The organism is Brevundimonas sp. UBA5866 (assembly GCF_002432125.1).
GTDB lineage: Bacteria > Pseudomonadota > Alphaproteobacteria > Caulobacterales > Caulobacteraceae > Brevundimonas.
Genome location: NZ_DJFS01000034.1, coordinates 1 through 24,616, shown reverse-complemented (window position 1 = coordinate 24,616; position 24,616 = coordinate 1). Strand labels below are relative to the sequence as shown.

Sequence of the window (24,616 nt, the reverse complement as noted above, 5' to 3'; positions counted from 1 at the left end):
CTGGGATGGACTGCCACGCAGCCAGTCGGGAGCCGCCCCGGCCCGTATCGAGCCGTCGGACCGCGCCATCGGTGCATCGGCCCGTGTCGAGGCCGCTTTGAGCGCCGCCGGCCCGCACCTTCGCCCTATGCTGGAACAGGTCTGCGTGCGGGGATCATCCCTGCAGCTGGCCGAACAGGAACTGTCGCTGCGGCGCCGTCAGGGCAAGACGGTGCTGAAGCAAGGCCTGCAGGCCTTGGCCGTCCACTATGGCTACCGCCCGTGATCCATAACTATTTTTGACCCGCCGCCGCGCAGCCAAACACGGCGGCGGGCGCTTAGCTGTTTTGGAATCCATTCCGGAACACTTTGAATGAGCGGCTCACATTCCAATACCGACCACATCCAGAAACGGGTCCTGCTGACGGTACTGGTGTTGAATTTCGGCCTGTTTGTGGTGCTGGGCATCGGGGGGCTGATGGCCAATTCCAGCGCCCTGTTGGCCAATGCGGTGGACAATGCATCCGATGCCGTCGTCTATCTGCTCAGCTTTCTGGCTGTGGGCCGCGCCATCGTGTGGAAAAAACGTGCCGCGCGGGCATCCGGTATCATGCTGTTGATCGTGGCGGCGATGGTGCTGATCGATGCGGTTCGCCGCTTCATCTACGGCAGCGATCCGGGCGGCTGGACCATGATAGTTCTGGCGCTGGTGGCGGGTGTCATCAATCTGGTCTGTCTGGAGCTGATCCGCCGCCAGAAGAGCGACGACGTGAACATGCGCGCCGCCGAAACCTTCAGCTTCAACGACTTTGCCTCCAACGGCGGCATTCTGGTCGCAGGCGGTCTGGTCATGTGGCTGAACCAGTCATGGCCGGATCTGGTGGTGGGTATCATCGTTGCCGCCATCGCCTTGAAAGGCGGTCTGGATATCCTCGGATCCGTGCGCGAAGCGGGGGATTGACGCCAGCCTCCGTCTGCCCCGTCAGCCGATCACGGCAGTGAGCTGTTCGGTCAGCGGCTTTTCACCCGGCTTGACGATGTCCAGCACCTTCCAGCGGCCGCCTTCCTTTTCCAGTTTGACGAGCTGCGACTTCTCGGTGCCGTCAACGGTGAACACCACATCGGCGTCGGCATAGTTGCGCTCGCCCTCGGTGATCTTCACCGATTTCAGCACCACCTCCCCGCCCGTGCAGTCACAGACCGGATCGTTCTGCAGGTAGGGCTTTCTTCCGGCGTCGCGGGCGTTGCGCCAGTCATAAAAGATCATGGCGTTCAAGCTGCGCTGCATCAGATCGTCCCGCCCCGGTGCCACAGGCTCGGCGGGCGGGTTCTGATAAACCTCATACAGGGCACGCACGAAGGCTTCCGGCGAAACCTCGCCCGCCGCCTTGGCCGCCTCGCGCCCGACCAGCTTGGGCGCAGGCGGCGCTTCCGGCTCGGCAGGCTGCGAACAGGCCGCCGCTCCCAGAGCCAAGGCCAACAGCGCCCCCGACAGATAAAGCTTCATAGCGATCCTCCCTGTTCTCCCTCGCCGACAGACTACTCCGGCGCGGATTGGCGGCAAGTCGGGTCTGGCCTGATGCCGCCGCTCTTGCTACATCGCCCGCATGACCTTTTGCGTGACACGCACGATTTCGATTAGCCGCCCGGCGTAGCGCTCCAAGCCCTATCTTGGAGACTGGGGCGGAACCGCCCCGCGCGCGCCGGGATCGACATATCCGAACGCCTTGATGCACTGCGCCTTGGGCGCGAGCCTCACTTCACGCTAAACTGCCACACATTATTCGCATCCCCTGATCGGGATGCCGTGCGCTTAGACGAAAAAGACAATCCATGTCCGACGCCGACAACACCACGACCGAGACCGCTGGCCGCGATTACCGCGACACCGTCTTCCTGCCGGAAACCGACTTCCCGATGCGCGGCGGTCTGCCGAAGAAGGAGCCGGAAATCCTCGAAAAGTGGGGCGACCTGTACGGCACCCTGCGCGCCAAGCGTCAGGCCGAGGGCGCACCGCTGTTCGTGCTGCACGACGGCCCGCCCTATGCCAACGGCGACATCCACATCGGCCACGCCCTGAACAAGACGCTGAAGGACTTCGTCGTCCGCTCTCAGTTCCTGATGGGCAAGGATGTCGATTACGTGCCGGGCTGGGACTGCCACGGCCTGCCGATCGAGTGGAAGATCGAAGAGGAATACCGCAAGAAGGGCCGCCGCAAGGACGAGGTCTCGAAGGAAGAGTTCCGCACCGCCTGCCGTGAATATGCGGGCAAGTTCATCGACCTGCAGCGCGACCAGTTCCTGCGTCTTGGCATCACGGGCGACTTCGCCAACCGCTATGCCACCATGGACTTCAAGTCCGAGGCCGCCATCGTGGGCGAATTCCACCGCTTCAAGAACTCGGGCCAGCTCTATCGCGGCTCCAAGCCGGTGATGTGGTCGCCGGTCGAGCGCACCGCTCTGGCTGATGCCGAGGTCGAGTATCACGACCACGTCTCGCCGACGATCTGGGTGAAATTCCCCGTCACCGGCATGTCGGACAGCCATCCGGACGATCTGCTGGCCTTCCGCAACCAGACGCCGTCGATCGTGATCTGGACCACCACCCCGTGGACCATTCCGGCCAACCGCGCCATCTCCTACGGCCCCGAGATCAAGTACGGCCTGTATGAGGTCGTCGCGATGGAAGAGGGTCTGGAGTTCGAGCCGTGGGCCAAGGCCGGCGACCGCTTCATCATCGCCGACAAGCTGGCCGGTGACGTGTTCAAGGCCGCCAAGGTGGCCGAGTTCACCCGTATCTATGACATCGACCCGTCGGGTCTGGAATGCGCCCACCCGCTGTCGGAACTGGACAGCGGCTATGGCTTCTCGGTGCCGCTGCTATCGGGCGACCACGTGACGGACGATGCCGGTACGGGCTTTGTCCACACCGCCCCCGGCCACGGTGCCGACGACTATGCCGTCTGGCTGGCCCACGGCCACCGCGATGTGCCGGACACCGTCGATCCGGACGGTGCATACTACCCGCACGTGCCGCTGTTCGCGGGCCTGAAGGTTCTGGAAACCGAAGGCAAGAAGACCGGCAAGTTCGGCCCCGCCAATGGCGCGGTGATGGAAAAACTGATCGAGGCGGGCAACCTCCTGGCCCGTGGCCGCGTCGAGCACTCATACCCGCACTCGTGGCGTTCCAAGGCCCCGGTCATCTTCCGCAATACTCCGCAGTGGTTCATCCGCATGGATGAGGAACTGGCCGACGGCAACACCCTGCGCGAGCGTGCCCTGACCGCTCTGGACAACACCGCCTTCCACCCGGCGGCGGGCAAGAACCGCATCCGCTCGATGGTCGAAGGCCGCCCGGACTGGCTGATCAGCCGTCAGCGCGCATGGGGCACCCCGCTGGCCATGTATGTGGACAAGACCACCGGCCAGCCGCTGATCGATCCGGAAGTCGATGCCCGCATCGTCGCCGCCGTTGCCGAAGGCGGCGCGGACGTGTGGTTCACCGCACCGGACGAACAGTTCCTCGGCAACCACAATCCGGCCCAGTACGAAAAGATCACCGACATCCTCGATGTCTGGTTCGATTCCGGCTCGACCCACGCCTTCACGCTGGAAGCCCGCGATCCGGCCCACGGCTATACCGGCGACCGCCCGTCGCACTGGCCCGCGAACCTCTATCTCGAAGGTTCGGACCAGCACCGCGGCTGGTTCCAGTCGTCGCTGCTGGAAGGCTGCGGCTCGCGTGGCCGTGCGCCGTATGATGCCGTCCTGACCCACGGTTTCACCCTCGACGAGAAGGGTGAGAAGATGTCGAAGTCCAAGGGCAACACCGTTGACCCTGCGACCGTCATCAAGGAGTCGGGTGCCGACATCCTGCGTCTGTGGGTGGCGATGGTCGACTATTCGGAAGACCAGCGCATCGGCAAACAGATCCTGCAGACTACGGTTGATGCCTATCGCAAGCTACGCAACACCGTGCGCTACCTGCTGGGTGCCGTCGCGGGCTTCACCGAAGACGAGCGCATCACCGACTACTCGCAGTTCCCGCCGCTGGAACAGTACATCCTGCACCGCCTGTGGGAACTGGACGCCCACGTTAAGAAGGCGTTCGAGGAATACCGCTTCCAGGACGTGGTCCGTCCGGTGATCGAGTTCTGCACCGGCGACCTGTCGTCGCTGTACTTCGACGTCCGCAAGGACAGCCTGTATTGCGACCGTCCGGACAGCCTCAAGCGCCGCGCCGTGCGTACCGTCATGGACGAAGTCTTTGCCCGCCTGACCGCATGGCTGTCGCCGATCACCCCGTTCACCATGGACGAGGCGTGGTCCTCGCGCTTCCCCGAAGCCGAAGCCGGTGCCAACTCGGCCCGCATCCTGCCGCAGGCTCCGGCCGAATGGCAGAACGAGGCTGAGGCCGCCCGCTGGGCCAAGGTCCAGAAGGTCATGGAAGTGGTCAACGAAGCCCTCGAAGCGGCCCGCCGCGACAAGGTCATCGGTGGCGCTCTGGACGCATGGCCGACGGTCACCGCCCCGGCCGACCTGCTGGCCGCCTATGAGGGTCTGGACGCCGCCGAGGTGTTCCGTACCTCGGGCGCAGAACTGGTCGAGGGTGCCGAGATCACCGCCGTCATCAAGACCGCCCACTATCCGAAATGCGCCCGCTCGTGGCGCAAGGTGCCGGACGTGGGTTCCGACCCCGAATATCCGGACCTGTCGGCCCGTGACGCCGACGCCGTCCGCTATCTGGACAGCCTGAAGGCCTGAACCTGAGCGAGAGAAAACGCCCCGCCGGAAACGACGGGGCGTTTTTTCATCTCCCCCCTGCCCCAAGTTCCTGATAGCGAAGGCACATGAAGATCACTCGTCTCGGCTGGGCCGCCTATGGTCTGGCGCTTTTCATCATTGTCGCTGACCAGATCAGCAAGGCCATGATCCTGTCGGCCATGCCCGGACCGCCCACGCCCCTGCTGGACGGTTTCCGCATCGCCGAGGTTCTGCCGCCTGTCTTCAACCTGACCTTCGTCCTGAACACCGGCGTCAGCTTCGGCATGTTCGGCGGCGGCGAAGCCCGCTGGATACTCAGCGCCTTCTCCGTGATCGTGGCGGTGGCATTGGCGGTCTGGGCCCTGAAAGCCAACCGTCGCCTTCTGGCCTGCGCCATCGGCCTGGTTATCGGTGGAGCGGTCGGAAATGTGATCGACCGCATCCGTTTCGGCGGCGTTGTCGATTTCCTCGATTTTTCGGGAACGGGCGTCTTCCCTTGGATTTTCAACATTGCCGACAGTGGAATTACCGTCGGTGTCATGCTTCTGATCCTCGATTCCTTCCTCTCGGAACGTCGTTCCAAGGTTGGCGTCGCCCACGAAAAGTCGTAATCAACCTTCTTCCTATTCGACCCGAGCAGTGCCCGAAGGGGCGCGCCGACCGGAGCCGAGCCTAAAATGCGAATTCGTACTGCCCTTACCGTGACCGTTGCCAGCGCCGCCGTGCTGTCGCTCGGTGCCTGTAACTCGATCAGACAGGGCGTTGGCCTGACCAAGGTCACGCCTGACGAGTTTGTCACCGTGGCCTCGGCCCCGCTGGTGGTACCGCCTGAATACGGTCTGACCCCGCCGAACCCGGGCGCACCGCGCCCGCAGGAGCTGACCCCCGAATCGGCAGCACGCCAGATCCTTCTGGGTCAGCGTCAGGCCGTCACCCGCACGCCGGGTGAACAGGTTCTGGTGGCCAACGCCGGTGGCGACCGTGCCGACCCGCTGGCCCGTTATGTCATCGACGACGAGTTCGGCGATCTGGCCCACAAGGAAGAAAGCTGGGCCAACCGCATCATGTTCTGGCGCAAGAACGATCCGGCTTCGCAGACCGCAACCACCATTCAGGGTTCGGACGGCGCACGCACGGTTGACGCCAACAGCGAGCACGCCCGCCTGCAAGCCCTAACCGGCGGCCGCGAAGGCATCACCATCGTCCCGCGTCAGGACAGCCGCCGCTTTAAGCTGCCGGGCCTCTAAGACCCACCACAGGCGACAGAAAACAAAGGCGCGGCCCCACGGGTGCCGCGCCTTTTTTGCGCCCAAATTCACAGTCAAGTCATTGAATTTACGTAACTTCCCTCATAGAAGCGCAGCAGTATCTAGAGGGGGCTCTTTTGAAGCGTACACTTTTGCTGGCTTGCCTAAGCCTGACCCTGGCCGCCTGCGCCAACCCCGGACCCAGCGAAGAAGATCTGCGTCTCCAGCGTGAGACTTTTATCGCCAGCGTCGAAAAATCCATTAGCACCCGCAGCCCGACCCATCTGGCGCGCGACATCCTGGAACTGCAAAACACCTATGCGACCGAAATCCGCGAGGGTGGCGAACTGGCCGATCTGTACAAGCGGGCCAAGGATACGGTTGCCGAGCTGGACCGTCAGGAGAAGATCACCAAGCTCAACAACCAGCTCGACAACTCCCTGCGCCTGCTGGACGAGTTGAAGATCAACGACACTTCTGGCAGCGAGGACATTCGTCTGGCTCTGGTCATGTTTGAAGCCGCCTCGATGACGATCAAGGAAGCCGCCGAGTTCGAAGGCGACAAGGGCATTACCGACAAGAACGCGCGCCTGCGCTCAAAACTCTCGTCAACCCAACAGCGCCTTCTGCCTGCCATGCGTCGTCGCTTCGGCAAGATCATGTCGAACACGCTATGGGAGCATAATGTCGAGGTGGTGGTTCAGGGGGGACAGGCCAAGACCGTGCGCTTCATTGCCGGCATGTTCGCCAGCAATTCCAACATTGCCGAGGCCCAACGGGCAAACGGTGACCTTCTTCGCCGCCTGCGCTTCAAGCGCGTGCAGTACGAATGGTATCGCGGCAGCGAATACAGCTATTACACCCTGGATACCGAGCCAGACGGCAAGATCTAGGACCAAGGGGCGCGACGGAATAACCGCCGCGCCCTTTTTCTTTGCCCGCATGGGGCAAGCGGACTATCGCTGTTGGCTGTGTTGATCAGAGTATCGGAGCTTGCATGATCCCCGCCGACATTCGCGCCATCATCGCTGCCATCGGTCTGGCCCATACGTCGGGGCGCAATGTCACCGGCCTTTATGACCATGCGGCGGCCCGCCATCTGAACCTGACCGCCAGTGCATCCGGAACGCTGGTGAATGCGATCGATCTGGACCGTAAGGTAAAGTTCTCGGGGGCCGTTCCCGACATCTTCGATCACGGTCGCAACAGCCATATCCATCTGGCCGGAGCCGACGGGGAATATACCGGCTACGACCACGCCACCCAGACCCATGTCACCGTCCGCATTACGGAAAATGTCGCCGCCGTTTACGACCATTCCGCCGCTGTCTGGGCCCAATATACGGCCTGAAGACGCCAGACCCTGTGTCACGAAAAAACGCCCCGGATAGTCTCCGGGGCGTTTTCGTTTTCGGGCCTAGCGGCGGGTCAGCGTTCGGACACGACCAGGGTGGCGTCGGCTTCGCGCCCGTTCACCACGGCGACCCACACATCATAGACGCCGCTCTGCGGGCGGTCGAAACGGTATTGCGCGTCCAGATCGCCAAAGCTGTCGTCATCGCAGTACCAGCGCCCGTCCGGAGCGTTGATCACCAGCGCCGTATCGGCATTCGACACGCTGCGGAAAATCAGCGGATAGCTTCCGGCGGTATAGTTGACGCGGAAATCGGGCGGGGTGCCGACATTGCCGGTGCAATTGCCCGGCAGGCGTGACGCATCGTTGGGGCCGCCGCCACGGAAACGGCGTTGCAGCGGCGCGCCATCGTCAAATCCCGCGCTCAGCGTAGCTTGGCCGAACACCGGTGCCTGTGAGGCATCTTGGGCCAGGGCCGGGGCCGCAGCCATCACGGCAAGGGCGGCAGCAATCAGGGTCTTCTTCATGCGAAGCTCCAAAGGTTGAAGCCGCTATCGAACGCGGCTGCGACAGCAAAACGGCCCTGCCCCAATGGCCCGGCCTGGACCGCGCTGTATCAACCGCCATCGCCCCCTGTCTGCGCCATGTATATGGGGGTAGGACCGCCCTGCCGGACGCAGCCCTATCGAACGATCCCTTCGACCTGAACGACGTAGCCCTGCCCCTGAGGGGTGCGCGTCGCATGACCGCCAACACCAAGCCCGGCTGTTCCGCCGCGCTTGCCGTTCGTGCCTGAAGGCTAGTCCTGAAGCGCGCGCGGTAGTTTGAAGGTGATGGTTTCGCGCGCGCCGTCATCCTCGGTCAGGGTGACGTCGAAACGCTGGCGCACGGCCTCGATCAGCCCTTCGACCAGAGGCTCGGGGGCCGAAGCGCCCGCTGTCACGCCCAGGGTATCCACACCCTCGAACCAGCTCCAGTCCACATCGCCCGCATCATCGACCAGACGCGCGGCCTTGGCCCCGGCCTTCAGCGCCACGTCCACCAGACGCGCCGAGTTGGACGAGTTCTTGGACCCGACCACCAGCACCAGATCGCAGCCGTCGCCCAGCTTTTTCACCGCTTCCTGACGGTTGGTGGTGGCGTAGCAGATGTCTTCCTTGTGCGGGTCCGGCAGTTCGGGGAAGCGGCGCTTGAGCACGGCAAGGATTTCGGAGGTATCGTCCACCGACAGCGTGGTCTGCGTGGCATAGGCCAGAGGCACATCGCCCGGACGCTCGAACGCTTCGGCGTCCTCGACCGTCTCGACCAGCGAGATGGCCCCCTGCGGCAGCTGTCCCATCGTGCCGACCACTTCGGGGTGGCCTGCGTGACCGATCAGGATGATGTGACGGTCCTGTTTGAAGTTGCGCTCGGCCTCGACGTGGACCTTGGACACCAGCGGACAGGTGGCATCGAGGTACAGCATCTGGCGCGACTTGGCCGCCTCGGGCACCGACTTGGGTACGCCGTGTGCCGAAAACACCACCGGACGGTCATCAGGGCATTCGTCCAGTTCCTTGACGAACACCGCGCCCAGACCCTTCAGGCGGTCCACCACATGGCGGTTGTGCACGATCTCGTGGCGCACATAGACGGGCGCGCCGTATTTTTCGATGGCACGCTCGACGATCTGGATCGCGCGGTCCACCCCCGCACAGAAGCCGCGCGGCGTGGCCATGCGGACAGTCAGCGGGCGCTTTTCAAGCGAAGGGGCAACAGCGGATACAGGGGCGTTCATAGTCTGCAACCTAGTCGTTTGCGCCCTGCTTCGCCACTGTGACATAGGCTCAAATCAACTTAGTTGGCCCTCAAGACGCACTGGCCGTTTGCCGCGCCTCGCTTTAGCCGCTATCACCGCTCAGCGTGTTCTTTCAGACTTCGCGTCTGTATGATTGCGCTCGTTCCTTTGGATTGCTGGAAAGAACCCGATGCGTCGCGTCCTGACTGCCCTTGCTGCCTTCTCCATCGCCGCCACGATGATGCCGAACGCTGCCGATGCCCAGCAACGCCAGCGCGGGCAAAACGCCCAGGCCGAGGCCAAGCCGCAACGCCAGTTCCGCCTCCAGCCCCTGGCCCGACGCGCAAACGCCGGTCCGTGCCCCTATGTGAAGGTGCTCTATGATGCGGCCCGATATGTCGAAATGACCGACTATCAGCGCCCGTCGGCATCGACCGTCGGCTATACCGGCGAGATCGAAGGGGTGTCCTCGGACTGCCAATACCGTGAGAACGATCCGATCCGCGTCGACATGAACCTGTTGTTCTCGCTGGGCAAGGGTCCGGCAGCACAGGGCGACGGCCAGACCTACCGTTATTGGGTAGCCGTGACCGAGCGTAACTCGGCCGTACTGGACAAGGAATATTTCGACCTGCCGGTGAACTTTAACGGTCAGGACCGTACGACCGCCGAGCCGTCGCACACCATCGTCATCCCCCGCGCCGACGCCACCACTTCGGGCGGACATTTCGAAATCCTGATCGGCTTCGAAATTTCTCCGGAGCAGGCGGAATTCAACCGCTCGGGCAGCCGCTTCCGCCCGACTGCAGGCCAAACCAACTAAGCTTATGACCGACCTTAAAACTGTTCTCAGCGAAGCGGTCGCCACCGCCTTCGCTGCCGAAGGCGTGGACGCCGCACTCGCGCGTGTGACCCCATCCGACCGTCCCGATCTGGCCGACTTCCAGTCCAATGGCGCGCTGGCCGCTGCCAAGGCGTTGAAGATGAACCCGCGCGATCTGGCCACCAAGGTCGCCGCGCGTCTGGAAGGCCACCCCGCCCTCGCCTCGGTCGAGATCGCTGGCCCCGGCTTCATCAATATGAAGCTGTCCGATGCCGCCCTGTCGGAGCGCGCCCGCGAAGTCGCTGCCGATGCCGACAAGGCCGGTGCCGCCGGCGTGGATGCCGCCCGCAAGGTCGTGATCGACTACGGCGGCCCGAACGTGGCCAAGCCGATGCACGTCGGCCACCTGCGCTCCTCCATCATCGGTGAAAGCCTGAAGCGCATCTTCCGCTTCCGTGGCGACGAAGTGATCGGCGATGCCCACTTCGGCGACTGGGGCTTCCAGATGGGCCTGCTCATCACCGCCTGCGGTGACGAAGGTATCGCCGACGCCTTCATGGCCGAGGGTGATGGCCCGTTCCCGTCTGAATCGCCTGTCTCGCTGGAAGACCTTGAGCGCCTGTATCCGCAGGCCGCCGCCAAGGCCAAGGAAGACCCCGCCTTCCGCGACCGCGCCCGCAAGGCGACCGCAGAGCTGCAGGCTGGCCGCGCTGGCTACCGCGCCCTGTGGCAGCATTTCGTGGCCGTCAGCCGCACCGCCCTGACCCGCGAGTTCGCGGCTCTGGACGTGACCTTCGACCTGTGGAACGGCGAATCCGACGCCGATCCGGTCATGGAAGAAATGATCGCCGACCTTAAGGCCAAGAACCTTCTGGTCGAGGACAATGGCGCACAGGTCGTGCACGTCGCCCGCGAAGGCGAGTTCCGCAAGAAGAAGCTGGATGACGGTTCGGTCGTTCAAGTTCCCTCGCCGCCGCCGCTGCTGGTCATCTCGTCGGAAGGTTCGGCCATGTATGGCACGACGGACCTCGCCACCATTCTGGACCGCAAGAAGTCGATCGGCCCCGACCTGATCCTCTATGTGGTCGATGAGCGTCAGGCCGAGCACTTCGAGCAGGTTTTCCGCGCCTCGTATCTGGCCGGTTACGCGCCCGAGAAGTCGCTGGAGCACCTCGGCTTCGGCACCATGAACGGCACGGACGGCAAGCCGTTCAAGACCCGCGCGGGCGGCGTACTGAAGCTGCACGATCTGATCGAGATGACGACTAACAAGGCGTACGAACGCCTTCTAGAAGCCAAGCTTGGTGCAGACCTAACTGCTGAACAGTTCGTCGATATTGGTAAGAAGGTAGCCATCGCCGCCCTGAAGTTCGCCGACCTGTCGAACGCGCGCACCACCTCCTACGTCTTTGACCTCGACCGCTTCACCAGTTTCGAGGGCAAGACCGGCCCGTACCTGCTGTATCAGGCCGTCCGCATCAAATCCCTGCTGAGCAAGGCCGCCGATCAGGGTGCCGAAGCGGGCGAAATCGTCATTGCCGAGCCCGCCGAGCGCGATCTGGCCCTGACGCTGGATGCGTTCAGCTCCGCCGTGTCGGATGCCTACGACAAGCGCATGCCGCACCTGATCGCCGAGCACGCCTATCGCGTGGCGCAGAGCTTCTCGAAATTCTACGCCGCCTGCCCCGTGCTGGCCCCGGGCCATGAGGCCACCCGCGCCTCGCGCCTCGGCCTGTCGGCTGCCGCCCTGCTGCAACTGGAAACGGCGCTCCGCCTGCTGGGCATCCAAACGCCTGAACGGATGTAAGCCTCGGCTTTCGCCACATAAACAAAGGGCCGGACGATCATCTCGTCCGGCCCTTTTGGTTTAAGCCACTGCACTATTGTTTCAGCGGCATGGTCGGTCGCGTTTGACGCAGACCAAAGGTCCTACGCGGTGCGACGGAATCAAAGCTCGCGGTCTCCGCAGGAACGACAGGCGCTGCGTCCGCCTCAACCTTGGCACCCGATTTGAACGGGCGTCGCGGTTTCAAAATATCTTCACGCGTCATCGGTCATCCTTCTGGAGATGCTCAAAGGCATTTTGCCTTGCGCCCATAATGCGTGAGTACGGCAGTTGTTCACCGCGCGCCTTCAGTACACATACAGCAAGGGCCGGATGATCATCTCATCCGGCCCTTTCATCGATCGCTCAACGCGACGGTTTTCCGTCATGATCGGTTTCGGCTTCCTGATCGATTTCAAGCTTCATCGGATCAATAGTCTTACGGGCCTCACGAGCGGCCTCGGTTTCCTTTTCGTCGCCTTCATTCGGCTCGACGACACAGTCCTCGATCGTCTTGGCGGTTGCGTCCATGTCACCCGTCATGCCCGGGCGGATAAAATGAGGATTATTCATTGGGCATCTCTCTGTGTGATATGCCCCCGACACCTAAGCAAACGGGCGATTAACGCTGTCGTTCCCCACTGCGACAATGCCGTCAGCCACAGTGTCCAGCCTTGAACGCAAAGCTGAACACGGCAACCCAAAACAGCCATAGGTTACTGATCATAAATACTTTTTTGCACCAGACCCCTTTTAAATCTTGGCTGAAACGTGTCGCCAATGGCAAAGCTTGTTCTCTTCGGTTGCATTGCCGGGGAATTGTAAACAAGGGGATTTTCAAGTGTCGAGTGCACCCAAGTCGGGCTATGCCCGCACCCAGACCGCAGATGGCGGCTTCCAGTACACCTATCGCGGCCTGCGTCTGGCTCCGGGCCTTCCGGCAGTCATGGGCATTTTGCCAGCCTTGATCATCTTCGTCCTTGGCGCGTTCGGCACCCCGTTCGGCTTCCCGCTGTTCATCGCCCTGCTGATCTACGCCTTCGTGTTCATCAAGTTCGTGAACAAGATCGACCGCACCATCACCATCTATCCAGACCGCATCGTCACCTATAAGGGCCAGACGATCGCCTTCCGCGACATCACCCACCTCGGCTGGGAAACCTCGGCGCAATCGACCCGCTTCATCGACGGCTCCTTCCTGAAGGCTCAGGCTCTGGGCGTGATCTACAACGTCTCGGGCCACACCACTCAGGCCACCGCCATGGGCCTGCACAACGAAGCCAAGCAGATTTCGGAAATCAGCTACACCTGAGCCTCATAGCTTAGGCTGATAGATTGAGCGGCGGGGTTGGGTTAAATGTCAGGGATGACCGATACCCTCCCCGCCGTTTCTGTATCCGGCCTCGACGCCTTCATCGCCGGCCTGCCCAAGGCCGAGCTGCACCTTCACATCGAAGGCAGCCTTGAGCCTGAACTGATGTTCGAACTGGCCAAGCGCAACAATGTCGCCATCCCCTACGACAGCGTAGAGGCCGTGCGCGCCGCCTATGACTTCTCGAACCTGCAGGACTTCCTCGACATCTACTATGCGGGCGCGCAGGTGCTGCTGACCCGTCAGGATTTCGAGGACCTGACCTTCGCCTATTTCAAGCGTGTGGCCGCCGATAATGTGCGCCACGCCGAGATATTCTTCGACCCGCAGACCCACACCGACCGTGGCGTCGCCTTTGAAGTCGTCGTCGAGGGCATCATCGCGGGCATGAACCGCGCCGAGAGCGAGCTGGGCATCACCTCCGGCCTGATCCTCAGCTTCCTGCGCCACCTGCCGGAAAGCGCCGCCTTCGACACCCTCGAAATGGCCAAGCCCTATCTGGACCGTTTCATCGGCGTCGGCCTCGACAGCTCGGAAGTCGGCCACCCGCCGTCGAAGTTCGAGCGTGTGTTTGCCGCCTGCCGCGAGCTGGGCCTGAAAATCTGCGCCCACGCCGGCGAGGAAGGCCCGCCCGCCTATGTGCACGAGGCGCTGGACCTGCTGAAGATCGACCGCATGGACCACGGCAACCGCTCGATGGAAGACAAGACACTGGTCGCGCGTCTGGCCGCCGAGCAGATGACCCTGACCGTCTGCCCGCTGTCGAACCTGAAGCTGTGCGTGGTCAAGGACCTGAAGGATCACCCCATCCCCGCCATGCTGGCCAAGGGCCTGCACGTCACCCTGAACTCGGACGACCCGTCCTATTTCGGCGGCTATGTGAACGACAACTACATCCAGCTGGCCAAGGCCGTCGGCCTGACCCGCGAACAGGTCATCCAGATCGCCAAGAACTCGTTTGAAGGCAGCTTCCTGCCCGACGACAAGAAGGCCCAGTATCTGGCCGAAATCGACGCCTACGTCGCGGCGAACTAAGCTTACGAAGCCCCGTCAGAAATGGCGGGGCTTTTTATTATGTAGCCTACGCTTCCCCAACCCACTCTAATGGTAAGGAGAAAAGTATGCGTCTCACTGCAATCGTTGGCTTGATATCTTTGGCTTCCTGCAGCCCATCAAGCAAAGAGAATCGAACTTACACACTCTACCGTTGGTTCTATAGTTCCTGGAGTAGCGCGTGTTCATATTGCCACTTTCGACGCTGATGAAACGGCTAGCTACAATCTAGAGAACTGCCACGTCGTTCGAGATTTCTTTTTAGAGCACGGTTACGATGTTCCGTACTGGTGTGAACTGGGCCCCTACCGCGCCTAGTCAGGCGGTTTCGGTGTTAAATTTGAACAGGACCGAGCCAAACTTACCCATAAATTTATCCACAGAACACCCCACAGGGATGGGCTGAGACTCGCCTTTGGGGCGACTCCACTCGCGGATTTGTTCCTGTTATGTTCTGGTTATGGAGCAGAAGCCCGAGAGCGAGAGTGACCCCGCGCAGTTGCGATGGCTGTTCATTGATCTGAACGCCTTCTTTGCCAGTGCGGAGCAGCAGATGAACCCCGAATGGCGCGGGCGGCCGGTGATCGTGCGCCCTGCGCCCAGCGAGTTTTCGGGGGCCATCGCCGCCAGCTATGAGAGCCGCCCCTATGGCATCAGGACCGGCACCAGTGTGCGCGAGGCACGCCAGCTTTGCCCCGACATCATCATCGCCGAGGCGCGGCCCGACGTCTATGTGAAGCTGCACAAGCAGATCATGGCCGAGATCGAGCGGCACATTCCCATCTACAAGATCGGCTCCATCGACGAATGTTCGTGTGAACTGATGGGGCCGCAGCGACGCGAAGACAATGCCGTGGCATTGGCCAGACGCATCCAGAAGGGCATCAGGGACAATGTGGGGGAATGCCTGCGTTCCTCGGTCGGGCTGGCCCCCAGCCGGTTTCTGGCCAAGACCGCCTGCGGCATGCAGAAACCGGACGGGCTGACGATCCTGCGGATGCATGAACTGCCCGGTCCGCTGCTGAAGCTGCCGCTGTCGGACTTTCCCGGTATCGGCAAACGCATGCTGCAACGCCTGCGCTATGCCGACATCCACACCACCGCCGACCTTTGGAACATGAGCGCCAAACAGGCCCGCCATGTGTGGAACAGCATCGAGGGCGAGCGGATATGGCGCGGCCTGCACGGTCTTCATGTCGAACCGCCGCCTGAAAAGCCGCCTGCCAGCATCGGCCACAGCCATGTCCTGCAATCGGAAATGCGTACGCCCGACAAATGCCGCGCCGTCGCGCGCCGCCTGCTGGTCAAATGCGGGGCCCGCCTGCGACGGATGGACATGACCGGATCGATACTGGCCCTCACTCTGGAACTGGAAGGCAAGGACCGTTTTGAGCGGCGCCGCGGTGAACGCGTCTCGACCTACTGTCATATCCCGCCGACACAGGACACTTTTGCCCTGCTGGCAGCCCTGGACACATTATGGGTCCAGGTCGCCCCCGTCCTGCGCCGTGCCCGCCCCAATACAGTCGGCGTCCATATCGACGAGTTGAAGTTCCGAAGCGAGCATGCGCCGGACCTGTTCAACGACGCTCCAGATCAGGGCGGCAACGCCAAGTCACTGAAGCTGTCAAAGGCGCTGGATGTCCTGAACAAACGCTATGGCAAGGATACGGTCAGCATCGGACCCAGCAACAACCTGCCCGAGTATATGGGAGCCAAGATCGCCTTCAACCGCATCCCCGAGGAACACGATTTCTGGGAATGAGGGTTCGCTAGAGTTGTGTGATGCCAAGGGCCGCGAAGCTGTCGCGCGCGGCCTGTGCGGTGTCCACGGCGATGGCGCGGGTGGCCTGTTCGATCACCACGGCCTCAAAGCCTTCGCGCACGGCATCCTCGGCGGTGAAGCGGACGCAATAGTCATAGGCCAGGCCGCAGATGAAAACGCGCTCCACCCCCAATCCGCGCAACAGGCCCGACAGACCTGTCGAGGTCCTGTGGTCGTTTTCGAAGAAGGCGGAGTAGCTATCCACGGCAGGGTTCGCGCCCTTGCGGATGATGGCCGCCGCACGCTGCACGGTAGGGGCAACGTCGTCGTGAAAGTCCGCCCCCTGTGATCCTTGAACGCAGTGGTCGGGCCACAGCATCTGCGGGCCGTATGCCACCTCGATCTGGGTGAAGGGCACCGCGCCCTCGTGGTTGGAGGCAAAGCTGATCTGGTCCGGCGTATGCCAGTCCTGCGACACCACCACGGTTTTGAACCGCGCCGCGATGTCATTGATCAGCGGCATGAGCCCTGCCCCACCCTGAACAGCCAAAGCCCCGCCCTCGCAGAAGTCATTCTGCGGATCGACCACGATCAGGGCATCACGTTCGGTCACGTCGAAGGCGGGGATGATCATCGGATTACACTCCGCAGGTATCGGCGATGATGTCGATCTCGTTGGCGGAGCCGAGGATGACCGGAACGCGCTGGTGCAGCTGGGTAGGGACAACGTCGAGGATGGCGTTGCGGCCATCGGTGGTGGATTTGCCGCCCGCCTGTTCGACGAGGAAGCTCATCGGATTGCCTTCATACATCAGGCGCAGCTTGCCCGGCTTGTTCGGCTCGCGCTTGTCCCACGGATAGAGGAACACGCCGCCGCGCATCATGATGCGGTGCACGTCCGCCACCATTGCGGCGACCCAGCGCATGTTGAAATTCTTGCCGCGACTGGCCTCGGCCCCCTGAAGGCAGCCCTCGACGTATTTCTGCACGCCCTCGGCCCAGTGGCGCTGGTTCGACATGTTGATGGCGAACTCCTTGGTGTCGGGCGTGATCTTGATCTCGGGGTGGGTCAGCAGCCACTGGCCGTCCAGCGACAGGGTAAAGCCCGCAACGCCCTTGCCCGTCGTCAGCACCAGCATGGTCTGGCCACCGTACAGCACATAGCCCGCGGCCAGCTGCTTGCGGCCGTCCTGCATGAAGGCGGCGTCGGTGATCTCGCCTTCCGGCGCGGCCAGAACCGAGAAGATGGTGCCGACAGGGGCGTTGATGTCGATGTTGGACGAGCCATCCAGCGGGTCGAACAGCACGAGGAATTTACCGCCCGAATGTTTGGCGGGCTGGCTGTTGTCCATCTCCTCGGACGCGACGCCCGCCACCAGCGGCGAGGCCAGAAGCGCGTCGGTCAGGATGTCGTTGGAGATGACGTCCAGCTTCTTCTGCTCTTCGTCCTGCACGTTCACGGCACCGGACGCACCCAGCGCACCCGCCAGCGCGCCGCCCGACACCACCTTGCGGATATCCACGCACGAAGCGGCAATGCGCTGCAGCAGTTCGGCCAGATCACCGTCCACGCCAGAGGCAGACAGATGGGCAGACAGATCGGTGCGGACGTCGGTCATGATGGGTTATTAAATCCAAATCAGCTTCGGGACTGGGGATGAAACCCCTCAATGACGCCTGTTCATTGATGCCGCAAGTGTGGCGGCGCTTGACTTCGAACCGGAGTCGATGGCTTAGGTCGGCTTGCTCTCGCGGGAGAGATCGGGGGAATGGGAAACATTGCTCCGGAGCCGAAGGCGCAACCGCCCCGGAAACGCTCAGGCAAAAGGACCGCGAGGGGACTGAAACGCTGGAAAGTCGCTGACGGGTGGAGGCCCCAAGGCGCGCCGAAGGAGCAAGGTCGTCCTGTCACCCTCACATGAGCGGGACGATCGGAATCTCTCAGGCCTAAGGGACAGCGGGGGCGCGTACGGCAAGCCTTTGCCGTGAGAACGCGACTCCGGAGTGCGCCCATGAGCGATGAAGTCCTGAAAACCACCCCGCTGAACGCGGCTCACCGTGCGCTCGGTGCGCGCATGGTCGGCTTTGGCGGCTATGACATGCCGGTCCAGTACGAAGGCGTGCTGGCCGAGCATAAATGGACCCGCGAGCACGCCGGTCTGTTCGACGTCTCCCACATGGGCCAGGCCAAGATCACCGGCAAGGACGCCATCGAGCAGTTCGAGCGTTTCGTCCCCGGCGACTACAAGATCCTCAAGGATCACAAACAGAAATATTCCCTGCTGCTGAACGACGACGGCGGCATCATGGACGACCTGATGGCGGGCAAGCCCGACCACGACGGTCTTTATGTGGTGGTCAACGCCGGCAACAAGGACGCCGACTTCGCCCACCTGCGTGCCAACCTGCAGGGCGACGCCAAGCTGGAAGTTCTGGAAGACCGCGCCCTGCTGGCCATCCAGGGGCCGGAAGCCATCGATGTCATGGTCCAGCACGAACCGGCGCTGGCGGAAATGGCCTTTATGGACGTCACCTGCCTGAACGTATTCGGGGTAAACTGCTATATTTCGCGCTCTGGCTATACAGGCGAGGACGGTTTCGAAATTTCGATCCCCGCTTCCGAAGCCGAACGGGTATGGAACCTGCTGCTGGAAGACGAGCGGGTGAAGCCGATCGGTCTGGGCGCGCGCGACTCCTTGCGCCTCGAAGCGGGCCTGCCGCTGCACGGCCATGACCTCGATGCCACCGTTTCTCCGGTCGAAGCCGACCTGACCTTCGCCCTGTCCAAGTCGCGCAAGGAAGCCGCCGACTTCCCGGGTGCCGAGCGCATCCTGAAGGAACTGGCCGACGGTCCGGCCCGCAAGCGCGTGAACCTGATCGTCAAGGAAGGCGCGCCCGCCCGCGAGGGTGCAGAGATCGCAGACAAGGACGGAAACGTCATCGGCGTGGTCACCTCGGGTGGCCCCTCGCCTTCGACCGGCAACAAGATCGCCATCGGCTTCGTGCCGCCGGCCTACACCGACATCGGTACCGAGCTGAAGGTCATCGTCCGCGGCAAACCCGCCGCGGCCGAGGTCGTCGCCAGCCCGTTCGTACCGACCCGTTACTACCGCAAACCCAAGGCTTGAGAGGGATCAGCCATGAAATTCACCAAGGATCACGAATGGGTCTCGCTGGACGGCGACATCGCCACCGTCGGCATTTCGGCCCACGCGGCTGAAGCCCTCGGCGACGTCGTGTTCGTCGAAACGCCGGAAGTCGGCAAGGCCGTGACCAAGGGCGACAGCTTCGCCGTGGTTGAATCGGTCAAGGCCGCGTCGGACGTCTACGCCCCCGTCTCGGGCGAGGTGGTCGAAGCCAACGGTGCCCTCGCCGATGCGCCGGAAACCGTCAACGCCTCGCCGGAAGGCGAAGGCTGGTTCGCCAAGATCAAGGTGTCGGACGCCTCGGAACTGGACGGCCTCATGGACAAGGCGGCTTACGACGCCTTCCTCGCGACCCTCTAAGACTGCCCTGCCCGCTTCGGTCCAACCGGAGCGGGTTTCTTTTACCCTTCCCAATACTCCGGCCGAATGCCGGATGGATCGGAAACGAACATGCGTTACCTCCCTCTGACCGCCGATGATCGCGAGGCCATGCTGGCCGCGATCGGGGCGAAGTCGATCGATGACCTCTTTGTGGACGTGCCGGAAGCGGCCCGCCTGAGCGGCCCTGTGGACCTGCCGCGCGTGGCGGGCGAACTGGAAGTCGAGCGGGCCCTGTCGGCGATGGCGGCCAAGAACAAGACCGCCGGTTCGGTTCCGTTCTTCTGCGGTGCGGGTGCCTACAAGCACCACGTTCCGGCCACGGTTGACCACATCATCCAGCGTTCGGAGTTCCTGACCTCCTACACGCCGTATCAGCCGGAAATCGCGCAGGGCACCCTGCAATACCTCTATGAGTTCCAGACGCAGGTCGCGAACCTGACGGGTATGCCGGTCGCAAACGCCTCGCTCTATGACGGCTCGACCGCCATGGCCGAGGGCGTGCTGATGGCCACCCGCGTCACCCGCCGCAACAAGGCTGTCATCTCGGGCGGCGTTCACCCGCACTATGTCCGTGCGACCGAGACCGTGGTCCACGCGATGGGCGTGGAAACGCAGGTTCTGGCTCCGGCAGTCGATGCCGAGGCCGACGTCATCGCCCAGATCGGTCCGGACACCGCCTGCGTCGTCGTCCAGACCCCGAACGTGTTCGGCACCGCCACCGACGTCACCAAGATCGCCGAGGCCGCACAGGCCAACGGCGCCCTGCTGGTCGTCGTCGTGACAGAAGCCGTGTCGATGGGCCTGCTGAAGTCGCCGGGCGAAATGGGGGCTGACATCGTCGCCGCCGAGGGCCAGTCGATCGGCAACGCGCTGAACTTCGGCGGACCCTACGTCGGCCTGTTCGCCACTCGCGAAAAACTGCTGCGCCAGACGCCGGGCCGCTATTGCGGTGAGACGGTCGATGCCGAGGGCCGTCGTGGCTTCGTGCTGACGCTTTCGACGCGCGAGCAGCACATCCGCCGCGACAAGGCGACGTCGAACATCTGCACCAACTCGGGCCTCTGCACCCTCGCCTTCACCATCCACATGAGCCTGCTGGGCGAGACGGGCCTGCGCCAGCTGGCCCTGCTGAACCACGAGAAGGCGCTGGCCACCCGTGACGCTCTGGCCGCCATCGATGGCGTCGAGGTCCTGACCCCGCGCTTCTTCAACGAGTTCGCCGTCAAGCTGCCGAAGAACGCCGCCGAGGTCGTCGAGACGCTGGCCGCCCAAGGCATCCTCGCCGGTGTCCCCTACAGCCGCCTCGCACCGGATGCCGGCATGGACGACGTCCTGCTGGTCGCCGCCACCGAGACCACGCTGGACAGCGACATCCCAGCGCTGGCCACCGCACTCAAATCCGCAGTCGCGTAAGGAAGGGCCAAAGACATGAGCACCATGAACAACGTCGGCCGCCCGACCACCCCGAACACTGTCGAGGCCAAGCCCGCTACCCTGACCGGTGGCCGTGGCCTGTTGCAAGACGAGCCGCTGATCTTCGAAGGCGAAGGCTGGGGCAAGACGGGCGTGGACCTCGCCACGCCCAAGACCGATGGCTCGGACCTCGGTGATCTGGTCCGCCGCGATCCGATTGGCCTGCCGGGCCTGTCCGAGCCGGAAGCCATGCGCCACTATGTGCGCCTGAGCCAGAAGAACCACGCCATCGATCTGGCCATCTATCCACTGGGCTCGTGCACCATGAAGCACAACCCGCGCCTGAACGAGAAGATGGCCCGCCTGGCGGGCTTCTCGGACATCCACCCGCTGCAACCGCAATCGACGGTGCAGGGCGCGCTGGAGCTGATGGACAGCCTGTCGCACTGGCTGACCACGCTGACGGGTATGCCCGCCGTCGCCCTGTCGCCCAAGGCCGGCGCCCACGGCGAGCTGTGCGGCCTGATGGCCATCCGCGCCGCCCACGAAGCCAAGGGCGAGCACGAGCAGCGCCGCAAGGTTTTGGTCCCGACCTCGGCCCACGGCACCAACCCTGCCACCGCTGCCTTCGTCGGCTATACGGTTGTCGAGGTCGCCCAGACCGACGACGGCCGCGTGGATGTGGCTGACCTCGCCTCCAAGCTGGGTCCGGACGTGGCGGCCATCATGGTCACCAATCCGAACACCTGCGGCCTGTTCGAGCGCGACATCATGGAAATCAGCCGCCTGACCCACGAGGCAGGCGCCTATTTCTATTGCGACGGTGCCAACTTCAACGCCATCGTCGGTCGCGTGCGTCCGGGCGATCTGGGCGTCGATGCCATGCACATCAACCTGCACAAGACCTTCTCGACGCCGCACGGCGGCGGCGGTCCGGGCGCAGGTCCGGTCGTGCTGTCCGAAGCTCTGGCCCCGTTCGCACCGGCTCCGTGGGTCGTGAACACCGGTGACGGCTTCAAACTGGTCGAGCGTGAAGAGGACGAGGCCGCCCAAACCTTTGGCCGTCTGTGCGCCTTCCAGGGCCAGATGGGCATGTATGTGCGCGCCCTCAGCTACATGATGTCCCACGGCTCTGACGGCCTGCGTCAGGTGGCCGAGGACGCCGTGCTGAACGCCAACTACATCAAGGCCCGCCTGTCCGACCTGATGAGCGCCGCCTTCCCGGACGGGCCGTGCATGCACGAGGCCCTGTTCGACGACGAATGGCTCAAGGGTACGGACATCACCACGCTCGACTTCGCCAAGGCGATGATCGACGAGGGCTTCCACCCGATGACCATGTATTTCCCGCTGGTCGTTCACGGGGCCATGCTGATCGAGCCGACCGAGACGGAATCGAAGGCCGAGCTGGATCGCTTCATCGAAGCCATGCGTCTGTTGGCACAGGCCGCCAAGGCGGGCGACGTCGACCGCTTCAAGGGCGCGCCGTTCCACGCCCCGATGCGCCGTCTGGACGAAACCAAGGCCGCCCGCTCGCCCAAGCTGCGCTGGGTGGCACCGGAAGGCTCCAACCAGGCCGCCTAGGTCCGGATCAAGCTTTAGCTGACCAAACGCCGTGTCTTTCGGGACACGGCGTTTTCTTTTTCAGCAAAGCTAAACCGGCGTTCATCCAACAGACACCTTAAAGCCTTCAATCTCGTTCAAGCAGGTTGTCGATTCTCCCCGGACACCCCACTTCCATCCCCGACGACCTCCCCGTCGCCTGCTTTCGAGACTGTGTCGCCCGTGACTCTGGTACTGTCCCCGCTGGTATCGCCGCCCCCGCGTCAGGGGAACCGCCGCCTTCGCCGTCTGGCGTTGATGGCTGTTGGCGTGCTGGTCATTCTTGTGGGGATCATCATTGCGCCCCTGCCCGGACCGGGCGGTATTCCGGTCATCACCCTGGGTCTGGTGATCGTGCTGCGCAACTCCTATTGGGCGAAACGTCAGTTCATCAAGGCACAGAAGGCCAAGCCCAACTGGGTCTATCCCTTCCGCCGCCTGATGCGCAAAAACCCTGAAATCGCTCCGGTTTTCTGGCAGCAGGCATTGCGTGTCGAAAAGCTGGTGATCCGTCCGCGCCGTCGTCGTCCCCTGCCGAAACTGCGTCGCCGCATCCGCTGCGCCGTGCGCCGTTCGCGCATCAAGCGGGCCGCCAGAAGGGCCGAGGCTGCGTCGCGCACGCGCTGCGGCTAAGCCGGATTTCCATAGCAACGCATAAGCCCGCCACCTCGGGTCGCGGGCTTTTTGCTGCGCCCCGCGTCGCCTACGCACGTTAATGTGAACGCCGTTCTTCGACACAAGGCCAAAAAAAGCTTACCCTAGGTCTTGCGTAGTCTCGAGAAGTTGGCGTTGGGAGGCGCTGAACTAATGATGTCACGCGTAAAAAACGGCATTGTAGCGGGCATCTCCGCAACAGTGGTGGTGAGCCTCATCGAGGCCATCAATATGTTCGTCCTGAAAATGTTTCCCCCATTCCCGATGATCGTCGCCAAGATGTTCGGGATGACAGGGAATGTCACCGCAGGGTGGGTCCTTCACATCCTGTTCGGCGTAGTGGTTCTGGGGACGGCCTTTGGCCTGCTCTATGGCCGCCTGCCCACCAAGGTACCGATGGCCAAAGGCATCACCTTTGCCGTCGGCGCATGGGTGGTTCTGATGATCTATGCGACCATGATCGTACCGGGTCAGAGAATCCTGCCCTCTGGTGGTTTTGAAGGTATGGCCTGGATGCTGGCGACGCACGCCATCTATGGTGCGGTGCTCGGCGCGGCCTTTGAACGTCTCCTCAAGCGCGAGAAGGCGCATGCCCATCCCGTAGGTGCCGCCCCCGCCCACTAGGGCGCTGTTCCCGGGACAAGAAAAAAGGCCCCGCAATGCGGGGCCTTTTGACGTTCAGGATATCCTGAAAACTCAGTTCAGCTTGCCAGCCAGTTGGCCGATGGCCGCGTCCAGAGCCGGATCCGACTTGGCACCGGCGATACGGGCCGAAAGGATCTCGTGGGCGGCCTTGGCGGCGAGATCGGCAGCGGCCGACTTCACTTCGCGGGTCGCTTCGGCTTCGGCCTGGGCGATGCGGCGCTCGGCCAGTTCCTGACGGCGGGCGGTCGATTCCTCGATGCGGGCCTTGGCTTCGGCTTCGAGGCGCTTGGCTTCGGCTTCGGCGGTCGAGAGCAGCTCTTGAGCTTGGGCCTCGGCTTCGGCCTTTTCCTTGCGGATCTGGGCCAGCATGGCTTCGGCTTCGGCACGCAGACGGGCGGCTTCGTCCAGATCGGCCTGGATCTTGGCGGCCTTGGCGTCGAGGCCAGCAGCGACCAGCTTCGGCACGCCAGCGAGGATTACGATGGCGAAGAAGATAACAAGGCCGACGCCAACCCAGAACTCAGGGTTGCTGATGTCCCAGAAGTGGGCGGTCAGAAAAGCGGGCATGATCAGGCAGCTCCCTTGATGGCAGCTTCCAGCTCGGCCGTGGTCGGGGCCTTGCCGGTCAGGCGCTCCAGCATGGCGCTGGTCGCTTCGGAAGCGATGGTGGTGACATTGCCCATAGCCGCGTCGCGGGTCGCGGCGATCTTGGCCTCGGCCTCGGCGATGCGGGCGCTGACGACAGCTTCGTCGGCAGCCAGACGGGCATTGAATTCTTCGGTGACGCGGGCCTTCGCAGCGGCTGCGGTGGCGCGG

25 protein-coding genes, 1 pseudogene and 1 riboswitch are annotated in these 24,616 nt (G+C 63.1%); of the genes and pseudogenes, 18 read left to right on the top strand and 8 right to left on the bottom strand.

Annotated elements, in window-relative coordinates:
• Both B3H86_RS04070 and B3H86_RS04065 read left to right on the top strand, forming a co-directional pair.
• A partial coding sequence (locus tag B3H86_RS04070) for a DUF6456 domain-containing protein (RefSeq protein ID WP_292051328.1) occupies positions 1-265 on the top strand: 265 nt, incomplete at its 5' end.
• Between the two features lie 87 nt (positions 266-352).
• Positions 353-940: a cation transporter gene (locus B3H86_RS04065; protein WP_292051327.1), complete on the top strand. Its 588-nt coding sequence runs from the start codon at positions 353-355 to the stop codon at positions 938-940.
• 21 nt (positions 941-961) lie between these two features.
• Here B3H86_RS04065 and B3H86_RS04060 read toward each other — a convergent pair whose 3' ends face one another.
• The gene (locus tag B3H86_RS04060) at positions 962-1,486 is read right to left on the bottom strand and encodes a DUF3828 domain-containing protein (RefSeq protein WP_292051326.1); all 525 of its coding nucleotides are present in this window, start codon (positions 1,484-1,486) and stop codon (positions 962-964) included.
• 326 nt (positions 1,487-1,812) lie between these two features.
• Between B3H86_RS04060 and ileS the strand changes: the two genes are divergently transcribed.
• The 5 genes from ileS to B3H86_RS04035 all read left to right on the top strand — a co-directional run bounded on the left by ileS (position 1,813) and on the right by B3H86_RS04035 (position 7,341).
• Positions 1,813-4,743: an isoleucine--tRNA ligase gene (gene ileS / locus B3H86_RS04055; protein ID WP_292051325.1), complete on the top strand. Its 2,931-nt coding sequence runs from the start codon at positions 1,813-1,815 to the stop codon at positions 4,741-4,743.
• A gap of 86 nt (positions 4,744-4,829) precedes the next feature.
• The gene (gene lspA, locus B3H86_RS04050) at positions 4,830-5,354 is read left to right on the top strand and encodes a signal peptidase II (protein WP_292051324.1); all 525 of its coding nucleotides are present in this window, start codon (positions 4,830-4,832) and stop codon (positions 5,352-5,354) included.
• Between the two features lie 66 nt (positions 5,355-5,420).
• Positions 5,421-5,990, top strand: a complete 570-nt coding sequence (locus tag B3H86_RS04045) for a DUF3035 domain-containing protein (RefSeq protein ID WP_292051323.1) — start codon at positions 5,421-5,423, stop codon at positions 5,988-5,990.
• A 137-nt stretch (positions 5,991-6,127) separates the two neighbouring features.
• Positions 6,128-6,883 (top strand): hypothetical protein, encoded by a 756-nt coding sequence (locus B3H86_RS04040; protein WP_292051322.1) that lies wholly within the window; start codon positions 6,128-6,130, stop codon positions 6,881-6,883.
• Positions 6,884-6,987: 104 nt separating this feature from the next.
• Positions 6,988-7,341 (top strand): hypothetical protein, encoded by a 354-nt coding sequence (locus B3H86_RS04035; RefSeq protein ID WP_292051321.1) that lies wholly within the window; start codon positions 6,988-6,990, stop codon positions 7,339-7,341.
• A gap of 77 nt (positions 7,342-7,418) precedes the next feature.
• On the opposite strand, the gene B3H86_RS04030 is transcribed toward B3H86_RS04035, so the two are convergent.
• Together B3H86_RS04030 and ispH are read right to left on the bottom strand one after the other, a co-directional pair.
• Positions 7,419-7,871, bottom strand: a complete 453-nt coding sequence (locus B3H86_RS04030) for a peptidase S1 (RefSeq protein ID WP_292051320.1) — start codon at positions 7,869-7,871, stop codon at positions 7,419-7,421.
• Between the two features lie 272 nt (positions 7,872-8,143).
• Positions 8,144-9,121 carry a 4-hydroxy-3-methylbut-2-enyl diphosphate reductase gene (gene ispH, locus B3H86_RS04025; RefSeq protein ID WP_292051319.1) on the bottom strand — a complete coding sequence of 326 codons (978 nt, stop codon included), beginning with the start codon at positions 9,119-9,121 and terminating at the stop codon, positions 8,144-8,146.
• A gap of 190 nt (positions 9,122-9,311) precedes the next feature.
• Here ispH and B3H86_RS04020 point away from each other — a divergent pair, with 190 nt between their 5' ends.
• Together B3H86_RS04020 and argS are read left to right on the top strand one after the other, a co-directional pair.
• Entirely contained in the window at positions 9,312-9,944 is a 633-nt protein-coding gene (locus B3H86_RS04020) for a Tat pathway signal sequence domain protein (RefSeq protein ID WP_292051318.1), read from the top strand.
• Between the two features lie 4 nt (positions 9,945-9,948).
• Positions 9,949-11,751 carry an arginine--tRNA ligase gene (argS, locus tag B3H86_RS04015; protein ID WP_292051317.1) on the top strand — a complete coding sequence of 601 codons (1,803 nt, stop codon included), beginning with the start codon at positions 9,949-9,951 and terminating at the stop codon, positions 11,749-11,751.
• A gap of 384 nt (positions 11,752-12,135) precedes the next feature.
• Here the strand turns inward: argS and B3H86_RS04010 are convergent, their stop codons facing one another.
• The gene (locus tag B3H86_RS04010; protein WP_292051316.1) at positions 12,136-12,342 is read right to left on the bottom strand and encodes a hypothetical protein; all 207 of its coding nucleotides are present in this window, start codon (positions 12,340-12,342) and stop codon (positions 12,136-12,138) included.
• A gap of 268 nt (positions 12,343-12,610) precedes the next feature.
• Here B3H86_RS04010 and B3H86_RS04005 point away from each other — a divergent pair, with 268 nt between their 5' ends.
• The 3 genes from B3H86_RS04005 (at position 12,611) to B3H86_RS03995 (ending at position 15,959) form a co-directional block, all read left to right on the top strand.
• Positions 12,611-13,081 (top strand): hypothetical protein, encoded by a 471-nt coding sequence (locus tag B3H86_RS04005; RefSeq protein WP_292051315.1) that lies wholly within the window; start codon positions 12,611-12,613, stop codon positions 13,079-13,081.
• 54 nt (positions 13,082-13,135) lie between these two features.
• Entirely contained in the window at positions 13,136-14,176 is a 1,041-nt protein-coding gene (locus B3H86_RS04000) for an adenosine deaminase (RefSeq protein ID WP_292051314.1), read from the top strand.
• A 478-nt stretch (positions 14,177-14,654) separates the two neighbouring features.
• The gene (locus B3H86_RS03995; protein ID WP_292051313.1) at positions 14,655-15,959 is read left to right on the top strand and encodes a Y-family DNA polymerase; all 1,305 of its coding nucleotides are present in this window, start codon (positions 14,655-14,657) and stop codon (positions 15,957-15,959) included.
• Between the two features lie 7 nt (positions 15,960-15,966).
• Here the strand turns inward: B3H86_RS03995 and pncA are convergent, their stop codons facing one another.
• Complete coding sequence (gene pncA / locus B3H86_RS03990) at positions 15,967-16,593, bottom strand: bifunctional nicotinamidase/pyrazinamidase (protein WP_292051312.1); 627 nt, start codon at positions 16,591-16,593, stop codon at positions 15,967-15,969.
• A 4-nt stretch (positions 16,594-16,597) separates the two neighbouring features.
• Positions 16,598-17,578 carry a class 1 fructose-bisphosphatase gene (locus tag B3H86_RS03985; RefSeq protein ID WP_292051311.1) on the bottom strand — a complete coding sequence of 327 codons (981 nt, stop codon included), beginning with the start codon at positions 17,576-17,578 and terminating at the stop codon, positions 16,598-16,600.
• A 123-nt stretch (positions 17,579-17,701) separates the two neighbouring features.
• A riboswitch (glycine riboswitch) is annotated at positions 17,702-17,802 on the top strand.
• Positions 17,803-17,971: 169 nt separating this feature from the next.
• Between B3H86_RS03985 and gcvT the strand changes: the two genes are divergently transcribed.
• The 6 genes from gcvT (at position 17,972) to B3H86_RS03955 (ending at position 23,779) form a co-directional block, all read left to right on the top strand.
• Positions 17,972-19,087 (top strand): glycine cleavage system aminomethyltransferase GcvT, encoded by a 1,116-nt coding sequence (gcvT, locus tag B3H86_RS03980; protein WP_292051310.1) that lies wholly within the window; start codon positions 17,972-17,974, stop codon positions 19,085-19,087.
• A 12-nt stretch (positions 19,088-19,099) separates the two neighbouring features.
• Positions 19,100-19,465 (top strand): glycine cleavage system protein GcvH, encoded by a 366-nt coding sequence (gene gcvH / locus B3H86_RS03975; RefSeq protein ID WP_292051309.1) that lies wholly within the window; start codon positions 19,100-19,102, stop codon positions 19,463-19,465.
• Positions 19,466-19,555: 90 nt separating this feature from the next.
• On the top strand, positions 19,556-20,899 hold the full coding sequence (gcvPA, locus tag B3H86_RS03970) for an aminomethyl-transferring glycine dehydrogenase subunit GcvPA (RefSeq protein ID WP_292051308.1): 1,344 nt from the start codon (positions 19,556-19,558) through the stop codon (positions 20,897-20,899).
• Positions 20,900-20,914: 15 nt separating this feature from the next.
• Positions 20,915-22,483 carry an aminomethyl-transferring glycine dehydrogenase subunit GcvPB gene (gene gcvPB / locus B3H86_RS03965; RefSeq protein WP_292051307.1) on the top strand — a complete coding sequence of 523 codons (1,569 nt, stop codon included), beginning with the start codon at positions 20,915-20,917 and terminating at the stop codon, positions 22,481-22,483.
• Between the two features lie 201 nt (positions 22,484-22,684).
• Positions 22,685-23,134, top strand: a complete 450-nt coding sequence (locus B3H86_RS03960; protein ID WP_292051306.1) for a PGPGW domain-containing protein — start codon at positions 22,685-22,687, stop codon at positions 23,132-23,134.
• 174 nt (positions 23,135-23,308) lie between these two features.
• A complete protein-coding gene (locus tag B3H86_RS03955; RefSeq protein ID WP_292051305.1) occupies positions 23,309-23,779 on the top strand; it encodes a DUF6789 family protein in 471 nt (156 codons plus the stop codon).
• Positions 23,780-23,851: 72 nt separating this feature from the next.
• Here the strand turns inward: B3H86_RS03955 and B3H86_RS03950 are convergent, their stop codons facing one another.
• Both B3H86_RS03950 and B3H86_RS03945 read right to left on the bottom strand, forming a co-directional pair.
• Positions 23,852-24,367: a F0F1 ATP synthase subunit B gene (locus tag B3H86_RS03950; RefSeq protein WP_292051304.1), complete on the bottom strand. Its 516-nt coding sequence runs from the start codon at positions 24,365-24,367 to the stop codon at positions 23,852-23,854.
• Between the two features lie 2 nt (positions 24,368-24,369).
• A pseudogene (locus B3H86_RS03945) lies at positions 24,370-24,616 on the bottom strand (hypothetical protein); the annotation flags it as partial.

Coding starts and splice junctions, on each gene's coding strand:
- B3H86_RS04065 (WP_292051327.1), top strand. CDS start 353: ATGAGCGGCTCACATTCCAATACCGACCACATCCAGAAACGGGTCCTG.
- B3H86_RS04060 (WP_292051326.1), bottom strand. CDS start 1,486: ATGAAGCTTTATCTGTCGGGGGCGCTGTTGGCCTTGGCTCTGGGAGCG.
- ileS (WP_292051325.1), top strand. CDS start 1,813: ATGTCCGACGCCGACAACACCACGACCGAGACCGCTGGCCGCGATTAC.
- lspA (WP_292051324.1), top strand. CDS start 4,830: ATGAAGATCACTCGTCTCGGCTGGGCCGCCTATGGTCTGGCGCTTTTC.
- B3H86_RS04045 (WP_292051323.1), top strand. CDS start 5,421: ATGCGAATTCGTACTGCCCTTACCGTGACCGTTGCCAGCGCCGCCGTG.
- B3H86_RS04035 (WP_292051321.1), top strand. CDS start 6,988: ATGATCCCCGCCGACATTCGCGCCATCATCGCTGCCATCGGTCTGGCC.
- B3H86_RS04030 (WP_292051320.1), bottom strand. CDS start 7,871: ATGAAGAAGACCCTGATTGCTGCCGCCCTTGCCGTGATGGCTGCGGCC.
- ispH (WP_292051319.1), bottom strand. CDS start 9,121: ATGAACGCCCCTGTATCCGCTGTTGCCCCTTCGCTTGAAAAGCGCCCG.
- B3H86_RS04020 (WP_292051318.1), top strand. CDS start 9,312: ATGCGTCGCGTCCTGACTGCCCTTGCTGCCTTCTCCATCGCCGCCACG.
- argS (WP_292051317.1), top strand. CDS start 9,949: ATGACCGACCTTAAAACTGTTCTCAGCGAAGCGGTCGCCACCGCCTTC.
- B3H86_RS04010 (WP_292051316.1), bottom strand. CDS start 12,342: ATGAATAATCCTCATTTTATCCGCCCGGGCATGACGGGTGACATGGAC.
- B3H86_RS04000 (WP_292051314.1), top strand. CDS start 13,136: ATGACCGATACCCTCCCCGCCGTTTCTGTATCCGGCCTCGACGCCTTC.
- B3H86_RS03995 (WP_292051313.1), top strand. CDS start 14,655: ATGGAGCAGAAGCCCGAGAGCGAGAGTGACCCCGCGCAGTTGCGATGG.
- pncA (WP_292051312.1), bottom strand. CDS start 16,593: ATGATCATCCCCGCCTTCGACGTGACCGAACGTGATGCCCTGATCGTG.
- B3H86_RS03985 (WP_292051311.1), bottom strand. CDS start 17,578: ATGACCGACGTCCGCACCGATCTGTCTGCCCATCTGTCTGCCTCTGGC.
- gcvT (WP_292051310.1), top strand. CDS start 17,972: ATGAGCGATGAAGTCCTGAAAACCACCCCGCTGAACGCGGCTCACCGT.
- gcvH (WP_292051309.1), top strand. CDS start 19,100: ATGAAATTCACCAAGGATCACGAATGGGTCTCGCTGGACGGCGACATC.
- gcvPA (WP_292051308.1), top strand. CDS start 19,556: ATGCGTTACCTCCCTCTGACCGCCGATGATCGCGAGGCCATGCTGGCC.
- gcvPB (WP_292051307.1), top strand. CDS start 20,915: ATGAGCACCATGAACAACGTCGGCCGCCCGACCACCCCGAACACTGTC.
- B3H86_RS03955 (WP_292051305.1), top strand. CDS start 23,309: ATGATGTCACGCGTAAAAAACGGCATTGTAGCGGGCATCTCCGCAACA.
- B3H86_RS03950 (WP_292051304.1), bottom strand. CDS start 24,367: ATGCCCGCTTTTCTGACCGCCCACTTCTGGGACATCAGCAACCCTGAG.